This window comes from Microbacterium sp. T3-8, assembly GCF_055398145.1.
Map to the genome: position 1 here is coordinate 3,138,912 of NZ_AP027918.1, position 17,345 is coordinate 3,156,256.

The 17,345-nt window shown below is 71.2% G+C and carries 19 protein-coding genes; 11 read left to right on the plus strand and 8 right to left on the minus strand.

What is annotated here, in order from left to right:
- Nucleotides 1-13: 13 nt before the first annotated feature.
- The 3 genes from ACZ5Y9_RS15095 (at nt 14) to ACZ5Y9_RS15105 (ending at nt 3,729) form a co-directional block, all read left to right on the plus strand.
- Nucleotides 14-1,405 carry an MFS transporter gene (locus ACZ5Y9_RS15095; RefSeq protein ID WP_247624635.1) on the plus strand — a complete coding sequence of 464 codons (1,392 nt, stop codon included), beginning with the start codon at nt 14-16 and terminating at the stop codon, nt 1,403-1,405.
- A gap of 112 nt (nt 1,406-1,517) precedes the next feature.
- Nucleotides 1,518-2,744 carry a D-mannonate dehydratase ManD gene (gene manD, locus ACZ5Y9_RS15100; RefSeq protein WP_464471702.1) on the plus strand — a complete coding sequence of 409 codons (1,227 nt, stop codon included), beginning with the start codon at nt 1,518-1,520 and terminating at the stop codon, nt 2,742-2,744.
- A gap of 28 nt (nt 2,745-2,772) precedes the next feature.
- Nucleotides 2,773-3,729: a sugar kinase gene (locus ACZ5Y9_RS15105; RefSeq protein WP_464471703.1), complete on the plus strand. Its 957-nt coding sequence runs from the start codon at nt 2,773-2,775 to the stop codon at nt 3,727-3,729.
- Between the two features lie 25 nt (nt 3,730-3,754).
- Here ACZ5Y9_RS15105 and ACZ5Y9_RS15110 read toward each other — a convergent pair whose 3' ends face one another.
- Entirely contained in the window at nt 3,755-4,096 is a 342-nt protein-coding gene (locus ACZ5Y9_RS15110; RefSeq protein ID WP_247633928.1) for a DUF7882 family protein, read from the minus strand.
- 113 nt (nt 4,097-4,209) lie between these two features.
- Between ACZ5Y9_RS15110 and ACZ5Y9_RS15115 the strand changes: the two genes are divergently transcribed.
- Nucleotides 4,210-4,482: a hypothetical protein gene (locus ACZ5Y9_RS15115; RefSeq protein ID WP_247624631.1), complete on the plus strand. Its 273-nt coding sequence runs from the start codon at nt 4,210-4,212 to the stop codon at nt 4,480-4,482.
- 2 nt (nt 4,483-4,484) lie between these two features.
- Here the strand turns inward: ACZ5Y9_RS15115 and arr are convergent, their stop codons facing one another.
- From arr to ACZ5Y9_RS15130, 3 genes are read right to left on the minus strand one after another with little or no spacing between them, the layout of a single operon-like run.
- Nucleotides 4,485-4,895, minus strand: a complete 411-nt coding sequence (gene arr, locus ACZ5Y9_RS15120) for an NAD(+)--rifampin ADP-ribosyltransferase (RefSeq protein WP_247956833.1) — start codon at nt 4,893-4,895, stop codon at nt 4,485-4,487.
- Between the two features lie 46 nt (nt 4,896-4,941).
- A complete protein-coding gene (locus ACZ5Y9_RS15125; protein WP_464471704.1) occupies nt 4,942-5,583 on the minus strand; it encodes a hypothetical protein in 642 nt (213 codons plus the stop codon).
- A 16-nt stretch (nt 5,584-5,599) separates the two neighbouring features.
- Nucleotides 5,600-6,088: a pyridoxamine 5'-phosphate oxidase family protein gene (locus ACZ5Y9_RS15130; RefSeq protein ID WP_247624628.1), complete on the minus strand. Its 489-nt coding sequence runs from the start codon at nt 6,086-6,088 to the stop codon at nt 5,600-5,602.
- 191 nt (nt 6,089-6,279) lie between these two features.
- On the opposite strand from ACZ5Y9_RS15130, the gene ACZ5Y9_RS15135 reads away from it, so the two are divergent.
- Nucleotides 6,280-7,827: a helix-turn-helix transcriptional regulator gene (locus tag ACZ5Y9_RS15135; RefSeq protein WP_464471705.1), complete on the plus strand. Its 1,548-nt coding sequence runs from the start codon at nt 6,280-6,282 to the stop codon at nt 7,825-7,827.
- Between the two features lie 104 nt (nt 7,828-7,931).
- Entirely contained in the window at nt 7,932-8,621 is a 690-nt protein-coding gene (locus tag ACZ5Y9_RS15140; RefSeq protein WP_464471706.1) for a DedA family protein, read from the plus strand.
- Between the two features lie 100 nt (nt 8,622-8,721).
- Here ACZ5Y9_RS15140 and ACZ5Y9_RS15145 read toward each other — a convergent pair whose 3' ends face one another.
- Nucleotides 8,722-9,039, minus strand: a complete 318-nt coding sequence (locus ACZ5Y9_RS15145) for a DUF2277 domain-containing protein (protein ID WP_247624625.1) — start codon at nt 9,037-9,039, stop codon at nt 8,722-8,724.
- Between the two features lie 115 nt (nt 9,040-9,154).
- Entirely contained in the window at nt 9,155-9,991 is an 837-nt protein-coding gene (locus ACZ5Y9_RS15150; RefSeq protein ID WP_464471707.1) for a helix-turn-helix transcriptional regulator, read from the minus strand.
- A 94-nt stretch (nt 9,992-10,085) separates the two neighbouring features.
- Between ACZ5Y9_RS15150 and hxlB the strand changes: the two genes are divergently transcribed.
- Nucleotides 10,086-10,667 (plus strand): 6-phospho-3-hexuloisomerase, encoded by a 582-nt coding sequence (gene hxlB, locus ACZ5Y9_RS15155; RefSeq protein WP_247624624.1) that lies wholly within the window; start codon nt 10,086-10,088, stop codon nt 10,665-10,667.
- Nucleotides 10,668-10,717: 50 nt separating this feature from the next.
- On the plus strand, nt 10,718-11,341 hold the full coding sequence (hxlA, locus tag ACZ5Y9_RS15160; RefSeq protein WP_247624623.1) for a 3-hexulose-6-phosphate synthase: 624 nt from the start codon (nt 10,718-10,720) through the stop codon (nt 11,339-11,341).
- Between the two features lie 163 nt (nt 11,342-11,504).
- On the opposite strand, the gene ACZ5Y9_RS15165 is transcribed toward hxlA, so the two are convergent.
- Nucleotides 11,505-12,593, minus strand: coding sequence for an alkene reductase (locus tag ACZ5Y9_RS15165; protein WP_464471708.1), 1,089 nt, complete (start codon nt 12,591-12,593; stop codon nt 11,505-11,507).
- Nucleotides 12,594-12,778: 185 nt separating this feature from the next.
- On the opposite strand from ACZ5Y9_RS15165, the gene ACZ5Y9_RS15170 reads away from it, so the two are divergent.
- Genes ACZ5Y9_RS15170 through ACZ5Y9_RS15180 form a run of 3 tightly spaced genes read left to right on the plus strand, consistent with a single transcriptional unit; the run spans nt 12,779 to nt 15,005 of the window.
- Nucleotides 12,779-13,558, plus strand: a complete 780-nt coding sequence (locus tag ACZ5Y9_RS15170; protein WP_464471709.1) for a glycosyltransferase — start codon at nt 12,779-12,781, stop codon at nt 13,556-13,558.
- Nucleotides 13,555-14,415, plus strand: a complete 861-nt coding sequence (locus ACZ5Y9_RS15175; protein WP_464471710.1) for an endonuclease/exonuclease/phosphatase family protein — start codon at nt 13,555-13,557, stop codon at nt 14,413-14,415. Before ACZ5Y9_RS15170 ends, ACZ5Y9_RS15175 begins: the two co-directional genes overlap by 4 nt.
- The gene (locus ACZ5Y9_RS15180; RefSeq protein WP_464471711.1) at nt 14,412-15,005 is read left to right on the plus strand and encodes a DUF2238 domain-containing protein; all 594 of its coding nucleotides are present in this window, start codon (nt 14,412-14,414) and stop codon (nt 15,003-15,005) included. The genes ACZ5Y9_RS15175 and ACZ5Y9_RS15180 overlap by 4 nt, the downstream gene beginning before the upstream one ends.
- A gap of 18 nt (nt 15,006-15,023) precedes the next feature.
- Here ACZ5Y9_RS15180 and ACZ5Y9_RS15185 read toward each other — a convergent pair whose 3' ends face one another.
- A complete protein-coding gene (locus ACZ5Y9_RS15185; RefSeq protein ID WP_464471712.1) occupies nt 15,024-17,129 on the minus strand; it encodes a hypothetical protein in 2,106 nt (701 codons plus the stop codon).
- Between the last annotated feature and the right edge of the window lie 216 nt (nt 17,130-17,345).

Consider the following 17,345-nt stretch of genomic DNA (forward strand, 5'->3'; position numbering starts at 1 on the left):
AGGAGTACCTCCCATGTCAGACGCCACCACGACGGCCCCGGCCGCCGATCCCACCGCGAAGAGGTCGGTGCGCGACCTCGTCCGCGCCGCCATCTCGGGGTGGCTCGGCACCGCGCTCGAGTTCATGGACTACCAGCTGTACTCGCTGGCAGCCGCGCTCGTCTTCGCCGATCTGTTCTTCTCGTCCGAGAACCCCGCCGTCGCGGTCGTCGCCGCGATGGCCACCTACGGTGTCGGCTACGTCGCCCGCCCCGTCGGCGCGTTCTTCTTCGCCCGCCTCGGCGACAAGACCGGCCGCACCAAGGTGCTCTTCTACACGATCCTGCTCATGGGTCTCGCGACGACGCTCATCGGTTTCCTGCCGACGTACTCGCAGGTGGGCGTGCTCGCGCCGATCCTGCTCGTGCTCCTGCGCATCGCCCAGGGCTTCGGTGCGGGAGCCGAGATCTCCGGCGCCGGCGTCATGCTCGCCGAGTACGCCCCGGCCAAGCGCCGCGGCATCATCGCCTCGCTCGTCGCCCTCGGCACGAACTGCGGCACGCTGCTCGCGTCGGGCATCTGGGCGATCCTGCTCGTCGCCTACAGCGAGGACGAGGTCATCGACTGGGCCTGGCGCATCCCCTTCATCGCCAGCGCGGTCATCATGCTGTTCGCCATCTGGGTGCGCTTCAACCTCAAGGAGACCCCGGTCTTCGAGGAGCGCGACGACGTCGTCGACGGCAAGGCCCTGTCCCGCGAGGAGACGATCCAGCTCGCCACCGAGACCGGAGACATCCGCACGCTCGAGGCGATGCAGCGCAAGCCGTGGAAGGCCTTCTCGATCGCCCTGCTGCTGCGCTTCGGTCAGGCCGGTAACTCCGGCATGATCCAGACGTACCTCATCAGCTACATCACCGTCGTGCTCCTGCTCGACCGCTCGATCGGCGTCAACGCCGTGATCGTCTCGTCGCTCGTCGCCTTCATCACGGTGCCGCTGTCGGGCTGGCTCGGTGACCGCTTCGGCCGCAAGCGCATGTACATGGTGTGGGCGATCATCGCCCTGATCGTCATCGTTCCGACGATGCTCATGATCAGCAGCAAGGACACCACGCAGGTCTTCATCGGCTACGTGGTGCTGCACAACCTCGCGGTGATGAGCTTCGCCTCGCTCGAGAACCTCACGCTCCCCGAGCTGTTCGGAGCCCGCAACCGCTACACCTACACCGCGATGGCCCGTGAGATCGCGGCGATCATCGCGACCGGCGCCGGCCCCGTCATCGCCGCCGCGTGGGTCTCGGCCGTCACCGGTTCGTTCATCCCGATCATCATCATGCTCGTGTTCTTCACGCTCTGCGCGCTCGTCGCGTCGATCTGGATGCCCGAGGTCGCCGGTCGCGATCTGACCGATCCGCGCGACGCGATCTGATCGCACCGCGCACCATGACCCGGGGTGCGGCCGAGACCTTCGGCCGCACCCCGCACCACACCCATCACGCCCCCGCACGACACCCCGCTTCACCAGGAGAACCGAGAACGCCATGACCATCGAGCTCGTCGACGTCAACATCACCAGCCCCGGACGCAACTTCGTCACGCTCAAGATCACGACCTCCGACGGCATCACCGGCCTCGGTGACGCGACCCTCAACGGACGTGAGCTCGCGGTCGCCTCGTACCTCGCCGACCACGTCGCCTCGATGCTCGTCGGCCGCGACGAGGATCGCATCGAGGACACCTGGCAGTACCTCTACCGCGGCCCGTACTGGCGCCGCGGCCCGGTCACGATGGCGGCGATCGCCGCGGTCGACATGGCCCTGTGGGACATCAAGGCCAAGAAGGCCGGCATGCCCCTGTACCAGCTGCTCGGCGGAGCCAGCCGCGAGGGCGTGCGCGTCTACGCCCACGCCTCCGGCACCGACTACGCCGCCCTCAAGAACGCGATCGCCGGCTACGAGGAGCTCGGCTACACGGCCGTGCGGGTGCAGACCGGCGTCCCCGGTCTCGGCCAGATCTACGGCGTCTCGTCGTCGGGCCCGGGCGTGCGCTACGACTACGAGCCCGCCAAGCGCTCGGGCGACCGCCCCAGCGAGGAGCGGTGGGACACCCGCAACTACCTGAACCACATGCCCGGCGTCTTCGCCAGCATCCGCGAGGACTTCGGCTCCGACCTGCGCATCCTGCACGACGGGCACCACCGCATGACCCCGATCGAGGCGGCGCGCTTCGCGAAGGACATCGAGCCCTACGACCTGTTCTGGCTCGAGGACTGCACCCCCGGCGAGGACCAGACGGCGCTGCGCCTGGTGCGCCAGCACTCCACGACGCCGCTCGCGATCGGCGAGGTCTTCAACTCGGTCTACGACTACCAGACGCTCATCACCGAGCGTCTGATCGACTACGTGCGCTCGGCCGTCACCCACACCGGCGGCATCACCGCCATGAAGAAGCTCCTCGACTTCGCCGCGATCTACGGCATCAAGTCCGGCATCCATGGCCCGACCGACATCTCGCCGGTCGGCATGGCCGCAGCGCTGCACCTCGACCTCGCGATCCACAACTTCGGGATCCAGGAGTACATGCCGCACAACGCCCAGACACTCGAGGTCTTCCAGACCTCGTTCACCTTCGACAAGGGCTTCCTGCACCCGGGCGACAACCCCGGCCTGGGCGTCGAGCTCGACGAGGATGCCGCGGTGGGCCACGAGTACACCAAGGCGTACCTGCCGGTGAACCGTCTGCTCGACGGCACCGTCCACGACTGGTGACGCGTTCATGACGGGTGACGATCGCGGGATGATCACGCCCGGCGGGGTGATCACTCTCGGCGAGAGCATGGCGCTGATGCGCACCACCGAGATCGGCTCCCTCCGGCACGCGAGCGCGATGGCGCTCGGTGTCGGAGGGGCCGAGAGCAACGTGGCCATCGGGATGCGCCGACTCGGGGCATCCGTCTCGTGGCTCGGCCGGGTCGGCGACGACGCGCTCGGCGAACGGGTGCTGCGCGAGATCCGCGCCGAGGGCGTCGACGTGCACGGCATCGTCGATGCGGATGCCCCGACCGGACTCATGGTGAAGGAACGGCCGTCCGCGGCATCCACGGCCGTGCACTACTACCGCGCGGGCTCGGCCGGATCTCGGCTGCGGCCCGACGACCTCCCCGCGGAGTGGATCGAGCGCGCGGCGATCCTGCACGTCACCGGCATCACGCCGCTGCTGTCGACCTCGGCGCGCGAGGCGCTGCTGGTCGCGGTCGATCGCGCGACGGCCGCCGGGGTGACGGTGAGCGTCGACATCAACTACCGCTCGACGCTGGCCCCGGTCGCCGTCGCCGGGCCCATCCTGCGGGAGCTCGCGGAGCGCGCCGATCTCGTGTTCGGCGGTGCCGAGGAGTTCGCGGTGCTGTACCCCGGGGCATCCGCGACCGAGGCGGCGGCGCTGCTGCACGCCGCGGGCGTCGGTCAGGTCGTGGTGAAGCAGGGTCCGGACGGGGCGACCGTCTTCACGGTCGACGGCGTCACCGCCGCTCCCGGCTTCGCGATCGACGTGGTCGACACGGTCGGCGCGGGTGACGCGTTCGTGGCGGGCTACCTCAGCGCGCGACTCGAGGGGCAGGGCATCGCCGACAGCCTCCGGCGCGCCAACGCCTGCGGTGCGATCGCCTGCCTCGTGCCGGGCGACTGGGAGGCCGCTCCCACGATGCGCGACCTCGCGCGATTCCTCGACGGCGGGGGCGACCCGGTACGTCGCTGAGCGGACCTCCGCCCGCGAGCGACTCTCAGTTCTGCGGCGTCTCGGGCGTTTCGGGCGTCTCGGGCGTCTCGAGCATCTCGTCGACGAGGCTGATGCCGCCCGAGGAGTTCGCCGACATCATCAGCTGCTCGATCCACTTCAGGTTTAGCTGCGGCGCCTCGGGGTCGTCGAACGTGAAGCGCAGCGGAATCGAGGGGTGCAGCCAGATCGTCGACCGCCCGTTCTCGTCGCCGTCGCTGTGCCGCCACGACAGCGTGAAGCTCTCGTTGCGGCGCAGCTTCGTGGCGATCGCCACCTTGAGGTGCGCGAGCGCGCGGTCCTCGATGCGGATCGGGGAATCGGAGCCGCCGTAGTGCAATGAACCCATGGTCGAAACGATAGTCGCGGTCGCACGACGTCGGCCGGAGCGACGGCTACCAACGGCATCCGAGTCGCGCAACCCCCTCAGGATCGGCCGGGATCGGGTCTACCGTCGAGCGCATGGACGAGCCGAGGACGAACACGAGAGCACGCATCGACATCGATGGCCGCGAGTTCCTCCTGGACGGCGACCGCGACCTGTTGGAACTCATGGGGCGTATCGAAGCCGCGGCCCGATCGGAGCCTACGTTCGTCGACATCTCCGACCGCAACGGGCTGGTGAGCGTGCTGGTCTCGCCGGGCGCTCGCGTCGTCATCTCGGTCGAGCACGTGAGCTCGGTCGCACTCGTGGAGGAGGCTCCCGTGCACCCGATCGCCGACTGGGATCTCTGAGATCAGTTGATGATCTCGGCGCGCTCGTCGCCCTGCAGCGCCGCGAGCTTGCGCCGCCACTCGGCGAGCGCCTCGGGCGCCGACCGCACCCAGTCGTCGACCTCGCGCACGACCCGCAACGGGGCGGCGCTGCGATAGGAGCGGGTGGGGTTGCCCGGGAACTTCTTGTCGGTGACGTTGGGGTCGTTCTCGAACTCCCCGGTCGGCTCGACCTCGTACACACGGGGAGCACGGTCGCCGGGGGCGAGCTCGGCTGCAAGACCCGCGCCGTTCGGCATCGCCGTGAAGTAGATGTGGTTCATGACGATCTCGGGGCGATAGTTCGAGGGGAACCCCGCGGTCAGCAGATCGCCCGGCCGCAGATCGGCCTTCGTGCCGTGGAAGAACGGTCCGTCGTCGAGTGCGTCGCTCACACCGACAGCCTATGCCGGAGCTCTCGCCCACCGATCGTGACAACCGTCAGCGCCCGACGGCGACGATGACGGCTCCGATCGCGACGGCCGCGCCGACGACGACCGCGCCGAGGGGGAGCACGTGCGAGAACCTCTCGCCGCGCCCGACCGAGCCCGGATAACGACGCGTCGCCTCGGGTGGGGTGAGCGGATCCGCGATCGTGACGGGAGCCCATCCGCACCTCGCGAGGTCCGCGACGACGGTCGCATCACGCGGGGTGAACGTCGCGACCACCGCACCCTCCCTCCGCAGGACGACCCGTGGTCTCGGCGCCGTCGCCACGCGTGACGGCAGGATCAGGTCGGCGAGCACCACGACCTCGTCCACGTCCGCGATCTCCACGACCCTGCGACGACCCCACACCCGCCGGATCACGAGGCCGTGCGCATCGACCGTCGCCTCGACGAAGGGCACGGTGAGGACGGCACCGACGACCCACAGCACGGCGGCGATGCCGCCGATCGCCAGAAGGATGCCCAGCCCACCGGCATCCGATCCCGTGCTCCGCCACGCCACACCTGCCCCGACGAGCGCGGCGACGCACACCGCCCCCGTGATCGCGAGGAAGACACGACCAGCCAGCACCGACACGGGCACCGTCCTCTCTGCGGACGACCCGATCGCCGAGGCATCCGTCCTCACCAGCATGACGGATGCCCCGCACTCATCGCTGCGGCAGCTCGACCGTCTCGTTCTCGCCCTCGTAGGGCTCGCCGGTGATCTTGGACTTCACGAAGCTGAACAGCGAGGCGATCTTCCCGCCCGGGCTGTCCCAGTACTCGGCGGATTCGGCAGTGAACTTCAGCAGGCCCACCTCGGGGTCGTCCGGCCCGTTCGTGAACCAGGCTTCGACCGTGGGGCTCCAGAGCTCGCGCACCTTCGCCGGGTCGTCGACCAGCTCCGCGGTGCCCGAGAGCGACACCCACGAGTCGTTCGAGCTGAGCGAGACGCCCACCCGCTCGTCGGCCTGCGCGTCGAGTACGAGCGTGGCGCTCTTCGACACGAGGAACCACAGGTCGCCGTCGAACTCGGCCTCCTGCACGGTGAGCGGATGCGAGACGAGTCGCCCCTCGGCGTTGCGCGTGGTGAACATCGCGAAGCGGAAGTCCTTGAGGAGCTCGGCGACCCGCTGGACGGGTGTGGTGTCGGTCATGAGAGTGTCCCTTCTGCGCCACGATTCGCGCGGCGTCCCGGCCATCCTGCGACGAGCGGATGCCGGCGCCGAGGGGGTTGCGATTCCGACCGGGAGGGCATACCGCGACGCGCGATGGTTGCGCAATCAGCGCGCGTCGCTTCTGCCAGACTGGGATGGTCGAGGGGAACGACGAGGGAGAGATCGATTCGATGACTGCAGGAGCCGCCGAAGACCTCGAACGGTCACTCGCCTCCGCGCGGGACGACGACGACTGGACCGGGGTGATCGGCATCCTGGGCTCGCGCTGGAGCGACCTCTATCAGGACCATCCGCAGCTGCTGATCCGCACGATCGAGTCCCTGCCCCCGGCCGTTCTCGAGGCGCACCCGCGCCTGCGCTTCGCCGAGGAGCACCTGCGCCGACGGTCGAACCGGATTCCCGAGCGGCGCGCCTACCCCGACATCCTCTCGGACGACCCGGATGCGCCGCCGCTCGACCGGCTCGCCGCCCTCACCGGCCGCATCGCGACCGCGCGCGGCGACGGACGCCTGGCCGACGCCGCCGCGTCCGCCGACCAGGCCGTGGAGGCCCTGCGCGCCGTCCCCGTCGAGATGGTGCCCAGCTTCGCGAACGCCCTTCCCGAGCTCCACTACCACTGGGCCGTGACGTACTTCCTCGCCAGTCGGTTCGACGATGCGCTCGAGCAGTTCGCGCGCAGCTACGACTGGGCCGAGTCGGTCGACAACCGTCTCGTGCGCACCACGTCCGGGGGCGCGAGCGCCCTCATCCACGCGCTGCACGGTCGCGGGCGCGACGCAGCTCGATGGCTCAGCCGGCTTCCGGAGGTTCCGGCCGATGCCTGGTGGGCCGCGGATGCCCCGGCCGCCGGCCGCATGGCCGATGCGGTGCTGCACATGGACCGCCTCGAAATGGACGCCGCGCGCGGCATCCTCGACGGGATCGACATCACGCTGTCGCTCGATTTCTGGGGCCCGTACTTCGCGCTGCGCGCCTACAGCACCCCGCCGGATCGGCGCGACGAGGCCCAGGTGCTGCTGTCGGAGTTCGACTCCTTCGTCTCGGGCCTCGCCCCGGAGTACGCCCAGGTTCCCGTGAACGCCGAGTACACGGCCATGGTGCGCTATCTGCTGCTTCTGCTGCTGCACCAGCCCGACCGCGCGGCCCGAGAACTCGGGAGCACCGCGCCCGATGCCGATGCGAGCGTCGTGGCGCAGACCGGTACCGCTCTGCTCGCGCGCCGTCTGCTGCAGCGCGAACAGCCCGCCGCCGCGCGCCGCCTGATCGCTCCGCTCCTGCAGGCGTCGAGCGCTCGGCCTCGCGTGATCATCCCGGCCCTCGTCATCGCCGCCGAGACGGGCTCGCCCTCGCAGCGCGACGACCTGTTGCAGCGCGCCGCGGCGCTCGCCACCTGGAACGGCCTCTACTCCGCCTTCCCTTCGGCGTCGACCGCCGCACGCCGGACGCTCGCCGACCTGATCGAGGAGCGCGGCGAGCCCGGGATCGCCGACCTCCTGCGCGGGCTGTCGGAGACGACGGCCGTCGCCGGGACCGAGGCCCTCACCCGCCGTGAAGCCGCGGTCGTGGCGTCGGCGCTGGCCGGACTCTCGAACACCGAGATCGCCGCGAAGCAGCACGTGAGCGTCAACACGGTCAAGTCGCAGCTGCGCGGCGCGTTCCGCAAGCTCGAGGTCTCGAGCCGTCAGGAGCTGATCGAGCTGTTCCAGCTCGGACGCTGAGCCGGGACGGACGCTGAGCCGGGACGGACGCTGAGCCGGGACTCAGGTGCACGGGATAGCGTCGACGGGTACGACCACCGCGATCCCCGACACCTGAGGACACGATGAGCCGCATCGCCCCCGCCCTGGAAGCATCCGCCCCCGCCTACGACGGTTTCGTCGGGTGGGTGCTGAGCCTCATCGAATCGCTCGGGGAGGTGGGCGTCGGCATCGCGATCCTCATCGAGACGTTCGTGCCGCCGATCCCCTCGGAGGCGATCCTGCCGGTCGCCGGGTTCCTCGCCTACGAGGGCCGGATGAGCGCGTGGGGCGCGTGGGCGGCGGCCACTCTCGGCGTGCTCGTCGGCGCACTGATCTGGTACGCGATCGGCGCCGCGGTCGGGCGCGACCGCACGCGTCGGATCGTCGGGCGCATCCCCCTGCTCGACTACGAGGACTTCGACAAGGCCGAGGCGTTCTTCGCCCGCTGGGGCGGCGGGGCGGTGCTCTTCGGACGCTGCGTGCCGCTCGTGCGGTCGTTCATCTCGATCCCCGCGGGCATCGAGCGCATGCCGCTGTGGAAATTCACGCTCTACACGCTGATCGGCTCGGGCATCTGGAACGCGATCTGGATCGGTCTCGGCTTCGCATTCGGCCCGGCCATCAAGCCGGTGCTCGAGGAGTGGAGCGGGCTCATCTCGAACATCGCGGTCGGGGCGATCGCGCTGCTGGTGCTGGCCTTCATCGCCGTGCGCATCCGGCGGCGGCTGCGCGAGGGCTCGACGCGACGGATGCCGCAGCCCGACGCCGAGTGACCCCTCCCCGAGCGCACCCTCCCCGCGTGCATCGATCGGTGCGAAATGTCGGTCATGGCGCCTCTTCGCCGACGTTTCGCACCGATCGATGCACGACGGGTCAGGCCTCGGCGGCGCGGGCGGCGCGCTTCGCGTCCTGGAACACCCGGATCGCCTCGTAGCGCTCCGCCGAGCGCGCCTGGCGCTTGGCGGCCTGCTCCTGACGGTTCTTCGGTGGCGCCGAGGTGACGAGTCCGTCGAGCAGACTCCGCACCGACCGCTCGATCTCGGCGATCGCCCGGTCGAACACCTCCTGGTTGGCTCGCGACGGAGCGTTCGTCCCCGAGATCTTGCGCACGAACTGCAGGGCGGCGTCGTGGCATTCGTCGTCGGATGCCGGGGGCTCGAGGTTGTTCAGGGGGATGATGTTGCGGCACATGCCAGCCAGGCTAGATCGCTGAGCGGCGGAGTCAAGGGGTGGCGGCGCGGCCACGGCATCCCGCGCATCCGACGCGCCCACCCGTTCGCACGGGTCCGCCCCTCCGAACGGGTGGTCAGCCGCGCGCGATCGCCGCGAGCTCGACCCGCGAGGTGGCCCCGGACTTGCGCAGCAGGTTCGAGACGTGGAACTTCACGGTGTTCTCGCTGACGCTGAGCGTGTGAGCGATCTCGCGGTTGCGTCGACCGGCGGCGATCAGCCGCAGAACGTCGCGCTCACGGGGACTGGCGTCGATCGCGGCGGGCAGGTCGCCGGCATCCGCGGGTGGGTCGAGGGGCAGGCGGATGCCGACCTCCGACCCCCAGCCCGGGGTCGCCGACACCGAGAAATCGCCGGAGAGGGCCGACACCTGCTCGCCGATCGAGCGCAGCGTGTCGTCGTGGGTGGTGAGGTCGCCGCGGCCGTCGTCACGGATGCCGATGAGCAGGTTGAGGCCGTCGCAGTCCCACTGGATACGCACGCGCCGGGTGTCGCCGCGGTCGACGATCGCCAGCACGGTGCTGCGCACGATGGCTCGTGCGGAGTGCGCGATGTCGCCGGGGAGAGCACGCCCGTTGGCGGGCGGCTCGACGAACTGCACGTCGAGCTCGCTGTACCGCACGAGCGGGCGCAGGTCTCCACGCAACCGTTCGAACGCCCCGGTCACCGGCTCGAGGCCCGCACCCTGCTCGTCGTTCAGGGTGCGCAGCCCCACGAGGGCACCGGCGGCGACGTCGACAGCGATCGTGCGCGCCGCCCGGTCGTCGAGGCGGGTCGAGCGGAGCGTCGCGAGCAGGGACTCCAGCGTGAGCGCGTACCGATCGCGCTGCTCGGCGAGCGCGCGGGAGTGGTCGGCGGTCAGGCGGCGCGACGTGGTCTGCGCGGTGCGGTCGGTGTGGTCGGTGGCGCTCATGGGCACCCACTCTATCCCGCCCCCTCCTTTCGGGTAGGGGGAACGGTCCCGAGGCAGGAGCGCCCCACGGTCGGATGCTGGCGAGGCTGGGTACATGCCCCTCACCGCCACCATCTCCCCGGGAGCGGCGATCTCCCTCGTCGCCAACGAGCTCCTGCACGCCGCCGAGCGCACGAGCGTCGCGAACGCACGACAGCTCGACGACCTCGCCGCCCTCCTCACCGACGCCGACCGCGTCTTCGTGATGGGCGCGGGCCGCTCGGGACTCGCTCTGCGCATGACGGCGATGCGCCTCATGCACCTGGGCCTCGAGGTGCACGTGGTCGGCGACACCACCACGCCGGCCATCGCGGCGGGCGACGTGCTGCTCACCGCGAGCGGCTCGGGCACCACGGAGTCCATCGTGCGCGCGGCCACCCGCGCCTCCGAGATCGGCGCACGCGTCGGCGTGATCACCACCGCCGAGTCGTCGCCCCTCTCCGACCTCGCCGACGTGCGCGTGCGGGTGCCCGCGGCGCAGAAGCTCGACCGCAGCGCCGAGGCGTCCGCTCAGTACGCGGGCGGCCTGTTCGAGCAGATCGTCGTCGTGATCGGCGACGGGCTCTTCCACGCGCTCTGGCAGCGCCAGGGATCGAGCGCCGACGAGCTGTGGCCGCGGCACGCGAACCTCGAGTGACCCGCACCGCCCCTCACCCCTCGAACCATCCCCAGAAGAACGGAACACCCATGAAACTGCAGTTCGCCATCGACACCCTCAGCACCGAGAAGGCCCTGGAGCTGGCCGCGGCCGCCGCGGCGCACGTCGACATCCTCGAGCTCGGCACGCCCCTCATCAAGAGCGAGGGCCTGTCGGCGATCACCGCGCTCAAGGAGGCGCACCCCGACAAGGTCATCTTCGCCGACCTCAAGACGATGGATGCCGGTGAGCTCGAGGCCGACATCGCCTTCGGCGCGGGCGCCGACCTCGTGACCGTGCTCGGCGCCGCCGACGACAGCACCATCGCCGGCGCCGTGAAGGCCGCGAAGAAGCACGGAAAGGGCATCGTCGTCGACCTGATCGGCGTCGCCGACAAGGCCGCCCGCGCCCAGCAGGTCATCGGCCTCGGCGCGGAGTTCGTCGAGATGCACGCCGGCCTCGACGAGCAGGCGCAGGAGGGCTACTCCCTCGACAGCCTCCTCACCGACGGCGCGGCATCCGGCGTCGCGTTCTCGGTCGCGGGTGGCGTGAATGCGTCGAGCATCGCCGCGGTGCAGGCATCCGGTGCGCAGGTCGCCGTCGCCGGCAGCGCGATCTACAGTGCCGACAACGTCGGTGACGCGGCGGCAGCGCTGCGCGCGGCGATCGTCTGACGGTCTCCCCACCCCTCGCGCGCCCTCTTCGGAGCGCATCGATTGGTGCGAAATGTCGACTTCCAGTCCCCAGAATCGACGTTTCGCACCGATCGATGCATTTCCGGATGCCGTCGGGCCCCGAAACAGCGAGCGGATGCCGCCGGGCCTCGACGTGCGCGCGTCAGGCCTCCGAGCGCGAGTCCTCGAGCGACGGGTAGTCGGTGTAGCCCTCGGCGGTCGAACCGTAGAACAGCTCGGGACGGGGCTCGTTGAGCTCGGCGCGCGTGCGCCAGCGCTCGACGAGGTCGGGGTTGGCGATCACGGGGCGCCCGGCGGCGACGGCATCCGCCCAGCCCTCGTCGACGAGTTCCACGGCCTCCTCACGGGTGGTCGGGGTCGCGAAACCGGAGTTGACGATGAGCGGGGCCTTCGACGCCGCCCGGATCGCCTGCACCAGATCGGCGCGCGGGTCGGCGTTGAGCACGTCGACGAACGCGAGTCCGAGGGCGGCGAGACCGTTCGCGACGGCGGTGTAGGTCGCCCGCACGTCGGCGTCGTCCTCTTCGAGCACGCCCTGGATGTTGTGCTGGGGAGAAAGACGGATGCCGGTGCGCTCCGCGCCCACCGCCGCGGCGACGGCGCGAGTCACCTCGACGGCGAAGCGCGCACGGTTCTCGGGGGATCCGCCGTAGGAGTCGTCGCGGACGTTCGACACCGGCGAGAGGAACTCGTGCACGAGGTAGCCGTTGGCGCCGTGCACCTCGACCCCGTCGAAGCCGGCCGCGATCGCGTTGCGCGCCGCCTGGGCGAACTGCTCGATCACCACGGGGATCTCGTCGAGGGTCAGCGCGTGCGCGACGGGCAGGTCGACCTTGCCCTCGGGCGTGCGGGTCTGGCCCGGAGCGGCGAGCGCACTGGGGCCGACGACACGGTCCTCACCCGAGATGAGCGGGTGCGAGACGCGTCCGCCGTGCATGAGCTGCATGACGATCGTTCCCCCGGCCGCGTGCACGGCGTCGGCGACCCGACGCCAGCCCTCGATCTGGGCGGGGGTGACGATGCCCGGCTGACCGGGGTACGACTTGCCCTCGGCCGCGGGCCACACACCCTCACTGATGATCAGGCCCTGGCCCGCGCGCTGGCGGTAGTACTCCACCATCGTGTCGGTGGGCACGCCGGCGTCGTCTGCGCGCGTGCGGGTCAGCGGCGCCATGACGACGCGGTTGGACAGGTTCAGGGCACCGAAGACGGCGGGATCGAAAAGACTCACACCGGGAGTCAAGAGGCGTCGACCCTTCCGTATTCCCGATGGCGGTTCCCGATGGCGGTGCCCGATAGCGGCGGGATCGACGGGCGTCAACCCGATGCGCCACTCCGCGCCGCCCGCCTACCGTGGGACGAGACGATCACGCCGAGGATCTCGACGACGATCGGCACCACGGGAGACGGGAACCGATGCATCCGCCGCGCACGCTGACCACCTCGATCGTGATCCCGGTGAAGGACGACGCGGATCTCCTCGCCCTCTGCCTCGCCGCGCTCGCCGGTCAGACGACGCAGGCGGACGAGATCGTCGTGGTTGACAACGCATCCAGCGACGCATCCGCCGTCGTCGCCCGCGCGGCCGGTGCCCGCGTGATCACCTGCGCCGACCCCGGCATCGGCGCCGCCGCGGCCGCCGGGTACGATGCGGCGCACGGCGATCTGATCCTTCGCCTGGATGCCGACTGCGTCCCGGGCGCGGGATGGGTGGACGAGGTCTCGCGCGCTTTCGCCGCCGCGCACGACGTCGCCGCGTTCACCGGTCGGGCGCACTTCACCGACGGCCCGAGCGCTCTCCGCGCTCCCCTGGCCGCGCTGTACCTCGGCGCCTACGCGGCCGTGACCGGGCTGGCGCTCGGACACCGTCCCCTGTTCGGCTCGAACCTCGCATTCCGCCGCGACGCCTGGCTCGCGGTGCGTGACGAGGTGCACCGCCAGGACCCCGAGGTGCACGATGACCTCGACCTCGCCTTCCACCTCGGCGAGAGACACCGCATCCGCGCGCTCCCCGGACTGTCGATGGGCATGTCGATGCGCCCGTTCACCGGCGGCCACTTCGGCCGGCGCGTGCACCGCGGCATGCGCAGCGTGCTCGTGCACTGGCCGCGCGACTTCCCGCCGCTGCGGTGGGGACGGATGCTCGCCCATCGCACCCGCCGACGCACGTCGTCGCCCCGCGGGAGCCGCCGATGAACGCCGACGCGACGCTCATCGGCCCGGCCGCCCCGCCGGAGCTGCACGTGATGACACTGAACGTGCGCCGCGCGATGGAGGGGCCGCTGATCGCGCGCGCCGATCGCTGGAGCACGCGTGCTCCCGCCGTGCATGCGCTCCTCGCCTCGGAGCGCCCGACGCTGCTGGGGCTGCAGGAGGCGCTGCCCCGCGTGATGCCGTCGATCCGGAGAGCGCTCGGCGACGGCTACCGGTCGCTGGGACGCGGACGCGGACGCGGGGGCACGGGAGAGGGCACTCCGCTGCTCTACGACGGCACGCGCCTGCAGCTCGTCGACGGCGGCCAGCGGGCGCTGTCCGACCGCCCCGACGTGCCGGGGTCGACCGGGTGGGGCAACGCCATCCCGCGCATCGCCGTGTGGGCCGAGTTCGTCGACCGCTCGACCGGGGCGCGCCTGCTCGCCGTGAACACGCACCTCGACCCGTTCTCGCGGCGATCGCGGCGCCGATCGGCCGCGGACATCGCCGCCTTCGTCCGGGAGCGGGGCATCCCCGCCGTCGTAACGGGTGATCTCAACGCCGATGTCCGCTCGGCCTCGGTGCGCGCGCTGTTCGACGGAGAACGGCTGACCGATGCCCGGGCCGTCGCCGACGTGCACCTCTCCCCGCAGTGGGGGACCTACACGCATTACCGACGCCCCCGGGTCGGGGGCCGCTGCATCGACGCGATCGCGGTCACTCCCGGCGTGCAGGTGCGCGCGGTGGGGGCGAATGCGCGCACCTTCGACGGGGTGCATCCGTCCGACCACCTCGCGGTGCAGGCGGTGATCCGCGTCGGCGCCGTCGACGCGAGCAGTGCGAGGAGAACGACACGATGAAAGAAGACTTCCTGCGCCCGCCGCGCACCGCGGCGGAATGGGCGGCCGACGGCCTGCGCGTCGTGGGGGTGCTGGCGGTGATCGCCGCGGCGGTGTGGCTGAAGCCCACCGATGCGGGCATCGCCGCCCTCGCGCTGCCCGCGCTCATGCTGCCGCGGATGCTCGGGCTGCGGCCCTGGTTCGACGTCGTCACGTGCGCCGTGGTGCTGGTCGCCGCGTGGAGCAACGTCCTCGACCTCTACCGCACGATCACGGGGTGGGATCTGCTCCTGCACTGCGTGTGCACCGGCGTGCTCGCGATCGTGCTGGCCGTCGTGATCGAGCGCACCGGGGTCGCCGCCCTCACCCGCGACGCCGGGGTGCGACCGCGCACGCCGCTCGTGATGCTGCCCCTGCTCGCCCTCGCCATCAGCGCGGTGTGGGAGATGATCGAGTGGGTGGGATGGGCCTTCCTCAGCGACGACATCTTCGTCACCTACCAGGACACGATCGGCGACATGGTCCTCGGCGGAGTCGGCGGCGTCCTCGCCGGCGCGCTTCTCGCCTGGACTCGGGTGGAGCGGAGGGGCGCGCCGACCGACGCAGTGTGAGGAACCACCGCAGTGTCGTCAGGACCCCCCGCACCGCGCCGCTGCGCACGTGAGGATCGTCCCCTCGAACGAGCCCGGCGCGGTCGACGCCGACCGACGCGCGCCGACCGCGAGGAGCGGACGATCCCGGTCGTCGACGGAGAGAGCGAATCCGCCGGTGGATCCGGCGCCCGAGGGAGCGAGGCCCGTGAGCGGGACCGCCGTGCGATCACGGCACGCCTCGTCGTCGCACGAGACGAGCGCGACGTTCGCGTCGCGGTCGATCGTGCCGATGAGCGGGCGCCCGCTCGTGTCGATCACGAAGGCGGGAATGTGCAGGAAGGCGAGGTGCTGCGCGACTTCCGTGACCACGGCATCGGCACACACTTCGTCCGCGCACGAGAAGAGCCGCAACACGTCACTCCCCCGGGCACGCGACAGGATCACGGGGGATCCATCGGCTCCCCGCTCCACCTGGGCGCCGTAGGCGAAGTCGAGGTCGTTCTGGGCCTGATCCGCCGTGGCATCCCCACCCGACGCATCCAGCGTCTCGACGGTCCACGCGCCGTCGACCGTCGCCGTCAGGAGACGGAGCGGACTCCCGTATCCGTCGGCCTCGCGCTGCACGAGCGTCACGGCGGCGGACCCGCCGTCCTCCGCGGCCACGACGTCGAGCGTGGTCGCATTCGTCGTGCTCAGGGCCCACTCGATCGAGAGCTCGGTACGGGCACTGCTCGAGCATTCGGCATCCGCGCAGAAGTCCAGCGCCAGCGTCGCGTCGTCGCCACTCCCCGGCGGGCGGATGACCGAGGCGATCACGGGCAGCGCACCGCGAGAGTCGATGGCCACCGCCATGCGGGACTCGTTGCTGCGCGCGAAGACGGAGTCCCCACCCTCGAACATGGCCTCGACGCTCGAGAGCGTCCGCACCTCACCCGGCAGACCGCGCTCCGGTGCGTCGTCCGATCCGCTCGACCCGGACATCGTCGACCATTCCGCGAGTTGCTCCGTGGAGCTGTGGGTCACGCGCAGTTCGAAGCTGCCGGAGGAATCGTCGGCCCCCTCGACCGGTATCCACGACGCCGAAAGGACCCCGCCGTCAGCGGCGCTCGCGATCGCGGACGGGAGGATCGACGCCATCTCCCGAACGGGACCGCACGCGTCGTCGTCGCACGCACGCACCGTCGCGTCCTCGCCGCCGAGACGCGAGAGCAGGACGCTGCCGCCCTGCCACCCGACGATCTGCGGCGACGTCCACACACGGTGCACGTCGGCGGCGGCGAACGCCGGGACCTGCCACGGATTCAGCGCGACCAGCGCACCCGCGAGGACCGCGGGTGCCAGGAGGACGGCCACGCCGGGCAGCATCCCGCCGCGGCCGGTGCGCGCGGGTGACCGCTCCGCACCCACCGACTCCTCGTCCGGGGTGAGCGGCGCGTCGGAGCGCAGCGCGGCCCCGCGCACCGCGACCGCAGACAGGAGCACCTGGACCACGGCGGTGGAGACCAGCGCCAGCCCCGCGGTCACGACCGGAGTCCACCAGCCGGGCGGGAGCGTCGACGCCAGCCACCCGATGACCAGCACGATGATCCCGGTCGACACGGCGGTGAAGACGAGGGCGAAGCGCGGACTGCCGAGCGGCTCGGCCGCGCGCCCCTGGAACGCCCGCGGTGACCGCCATCCTGCCGCGAGGGCGGCGCCGATCGGATGCGTGCCCGCGACGAGCAGCGGCCACGCGAGCGCCAGCGGGGCGAGCACGATGACGGCGATGAGCAGCACGATCGCGGCGCCGATGCCCAGCACGGGCTGGACGCTCAGGAGGATCGAGACCAGCAGGAGCACGCTCGCCGCGACGAGGGAGACCGCCGCTGCGATCGCCACGGCGCCCGGACGCCGAGCGGCGCGAGCCCACGCCGCTCGCGCCGGGAGACGGCGACCGTCGACGCGGGCGAGAAGCGCGGAGGTCGCGGCGGTGAGGCCGAAGGCCTGGGCGAGAGCCAGGACGACGGTGAACGCGGCAGCGCCCACGAACGCACTCGGGCTCGCGGCCACGAGGGCGGGAGCGTGGTTCACGATCGACAGGTCATCGGCCGCCACCGTGGTCGCGACGCCTCCGGCGACCGCGGCGGCCAGTGCCGACGGCACAGCGTATGCGAGCAGCGGAGAGGGATCTCCGAACGCGAGAGACACCGCCCGCGCGGGCCCGAACATCCGCCTCGTCGTCGATGAGTCCTGCATGTCGCCCCCGCTTCGTCACCGCTCACCGCGTCGGGCGAGCCTCCGAGAACCGTATCGGCGGGCCGATTCCCGCGCGATGGAGAGGAATGCCCATACGCTGGAGGATTCGGGAGGCCTCCGGAA

Coding starts and splice junctions, on each gene's coding strand:
- hxlB (WP_247624624.1), top strand. CDS start 10,086: ATGCCCCTCACCGCCACCATCTCCCCGGGAGCGGCGATCTCCCTCGTC.
- hxlA (WP_247624623.1), top strand. CDS start 10,718: ATGAAACTGCAGTTCGCCATCGACACCCTCAGCACCGAGAAGGCCCTG.
- ACZ5Y9_RS15115 (WP_247624631.1), top strand. CDS start 4,210: ATGGACGAGCCGAGGACGAACACGAGAGCACGCATCGACATCGATGGC.
- ACZ5Y9_RS15125 (WP_464471704.1), bottom strand. CDS start 5,583: ATGCTGGTGAGGACGGATGCCTCGGCGATCGGGTCGTCCGCAGAGAGG.
- ACZ5Y9_RS15175 (WP_464471710.1), top strand. CDS start 13,555: ATGAACGCCGACGCGACGCTCATCGGCCCGGCCGCCCCGCCGGAGCTG.
- ACZ5Y9_RS15145 (WP_247624625.1), bottom strand. CDS start 9,039: ATGTGCCGCAACATCATCCCCCTGAACAACCTCGAGCCCCCGGCATCC.
- ACZ5Y9_RS15135 (WP_464471705.1), top strand. CDS start 6,280: ATGACTGCAGGAGCCGCCGAAGACCTCGAACGGTCACTCGCCTCCGCG.
- ACZ5Y9_RS15140 (WP_464471706.1), top strand. CDS start 7,932: ATGAGCCGCATCGCCCCCGCCCTGGAAGCATCCGCCCCCGCCTACGAC.
- ACZ5Y9_RS15105 (WP_464471703.1), top strand. CDS start 2,773: ATGATCACGCCCGGCGGGGTGATCACTCTCGGCGAGAGCATGGCGCTG.
- ACZ5Y9_RS15180 (WP_464471711.1), top strand. CDS start 14,412: ATGAAAGAAGACTTCCTGCGCCCGCCGCGCACCGCGGCGGAATGGGCG.
- manD (WP_464471702.1), top strand. CDS start 1,518: ATGACCATCGAGCTCGTCGACGTCAACATCACCAGCCCCGGACGCAAC.
- ACZ5Y9_RS15150 (WP_464471707.1), bottom strand. CDS start 9,991: ATGAGCGCCACCGACCACACCGACCGCACCGCGCAGACCACGTCGCGC.
- ACZ5Y9_RS15095 (WP_247624635.1), top strand. CDS start 14: ATGTCAGACGCCACCACGACGGCCCCGGCCGCCGATCCCACCGCGAAG.
- ACZ5Y9_RS15110 (WP_247633928.1), bottom strand. CDS start 4,096: ATGGGTTCATTGCACTACGGCGGCTCCGATTCCCCGATCCGCATCGAG.
- ACZ5Y9_RS15170 (WP_464471709.1), top strand. CDS start 12,779: ATGCATCCGCCGCGCACGCTGACCACCTCGATCGTGATCCCGGTGAAG.
- ACZ5Y9_RS15130 (WP_247624628.1), bottom strand. CDS start 6,088: ATGACCGACACCACACCCGTCCAGCGGGTCGCCGAGCTCCTCAAGGAC.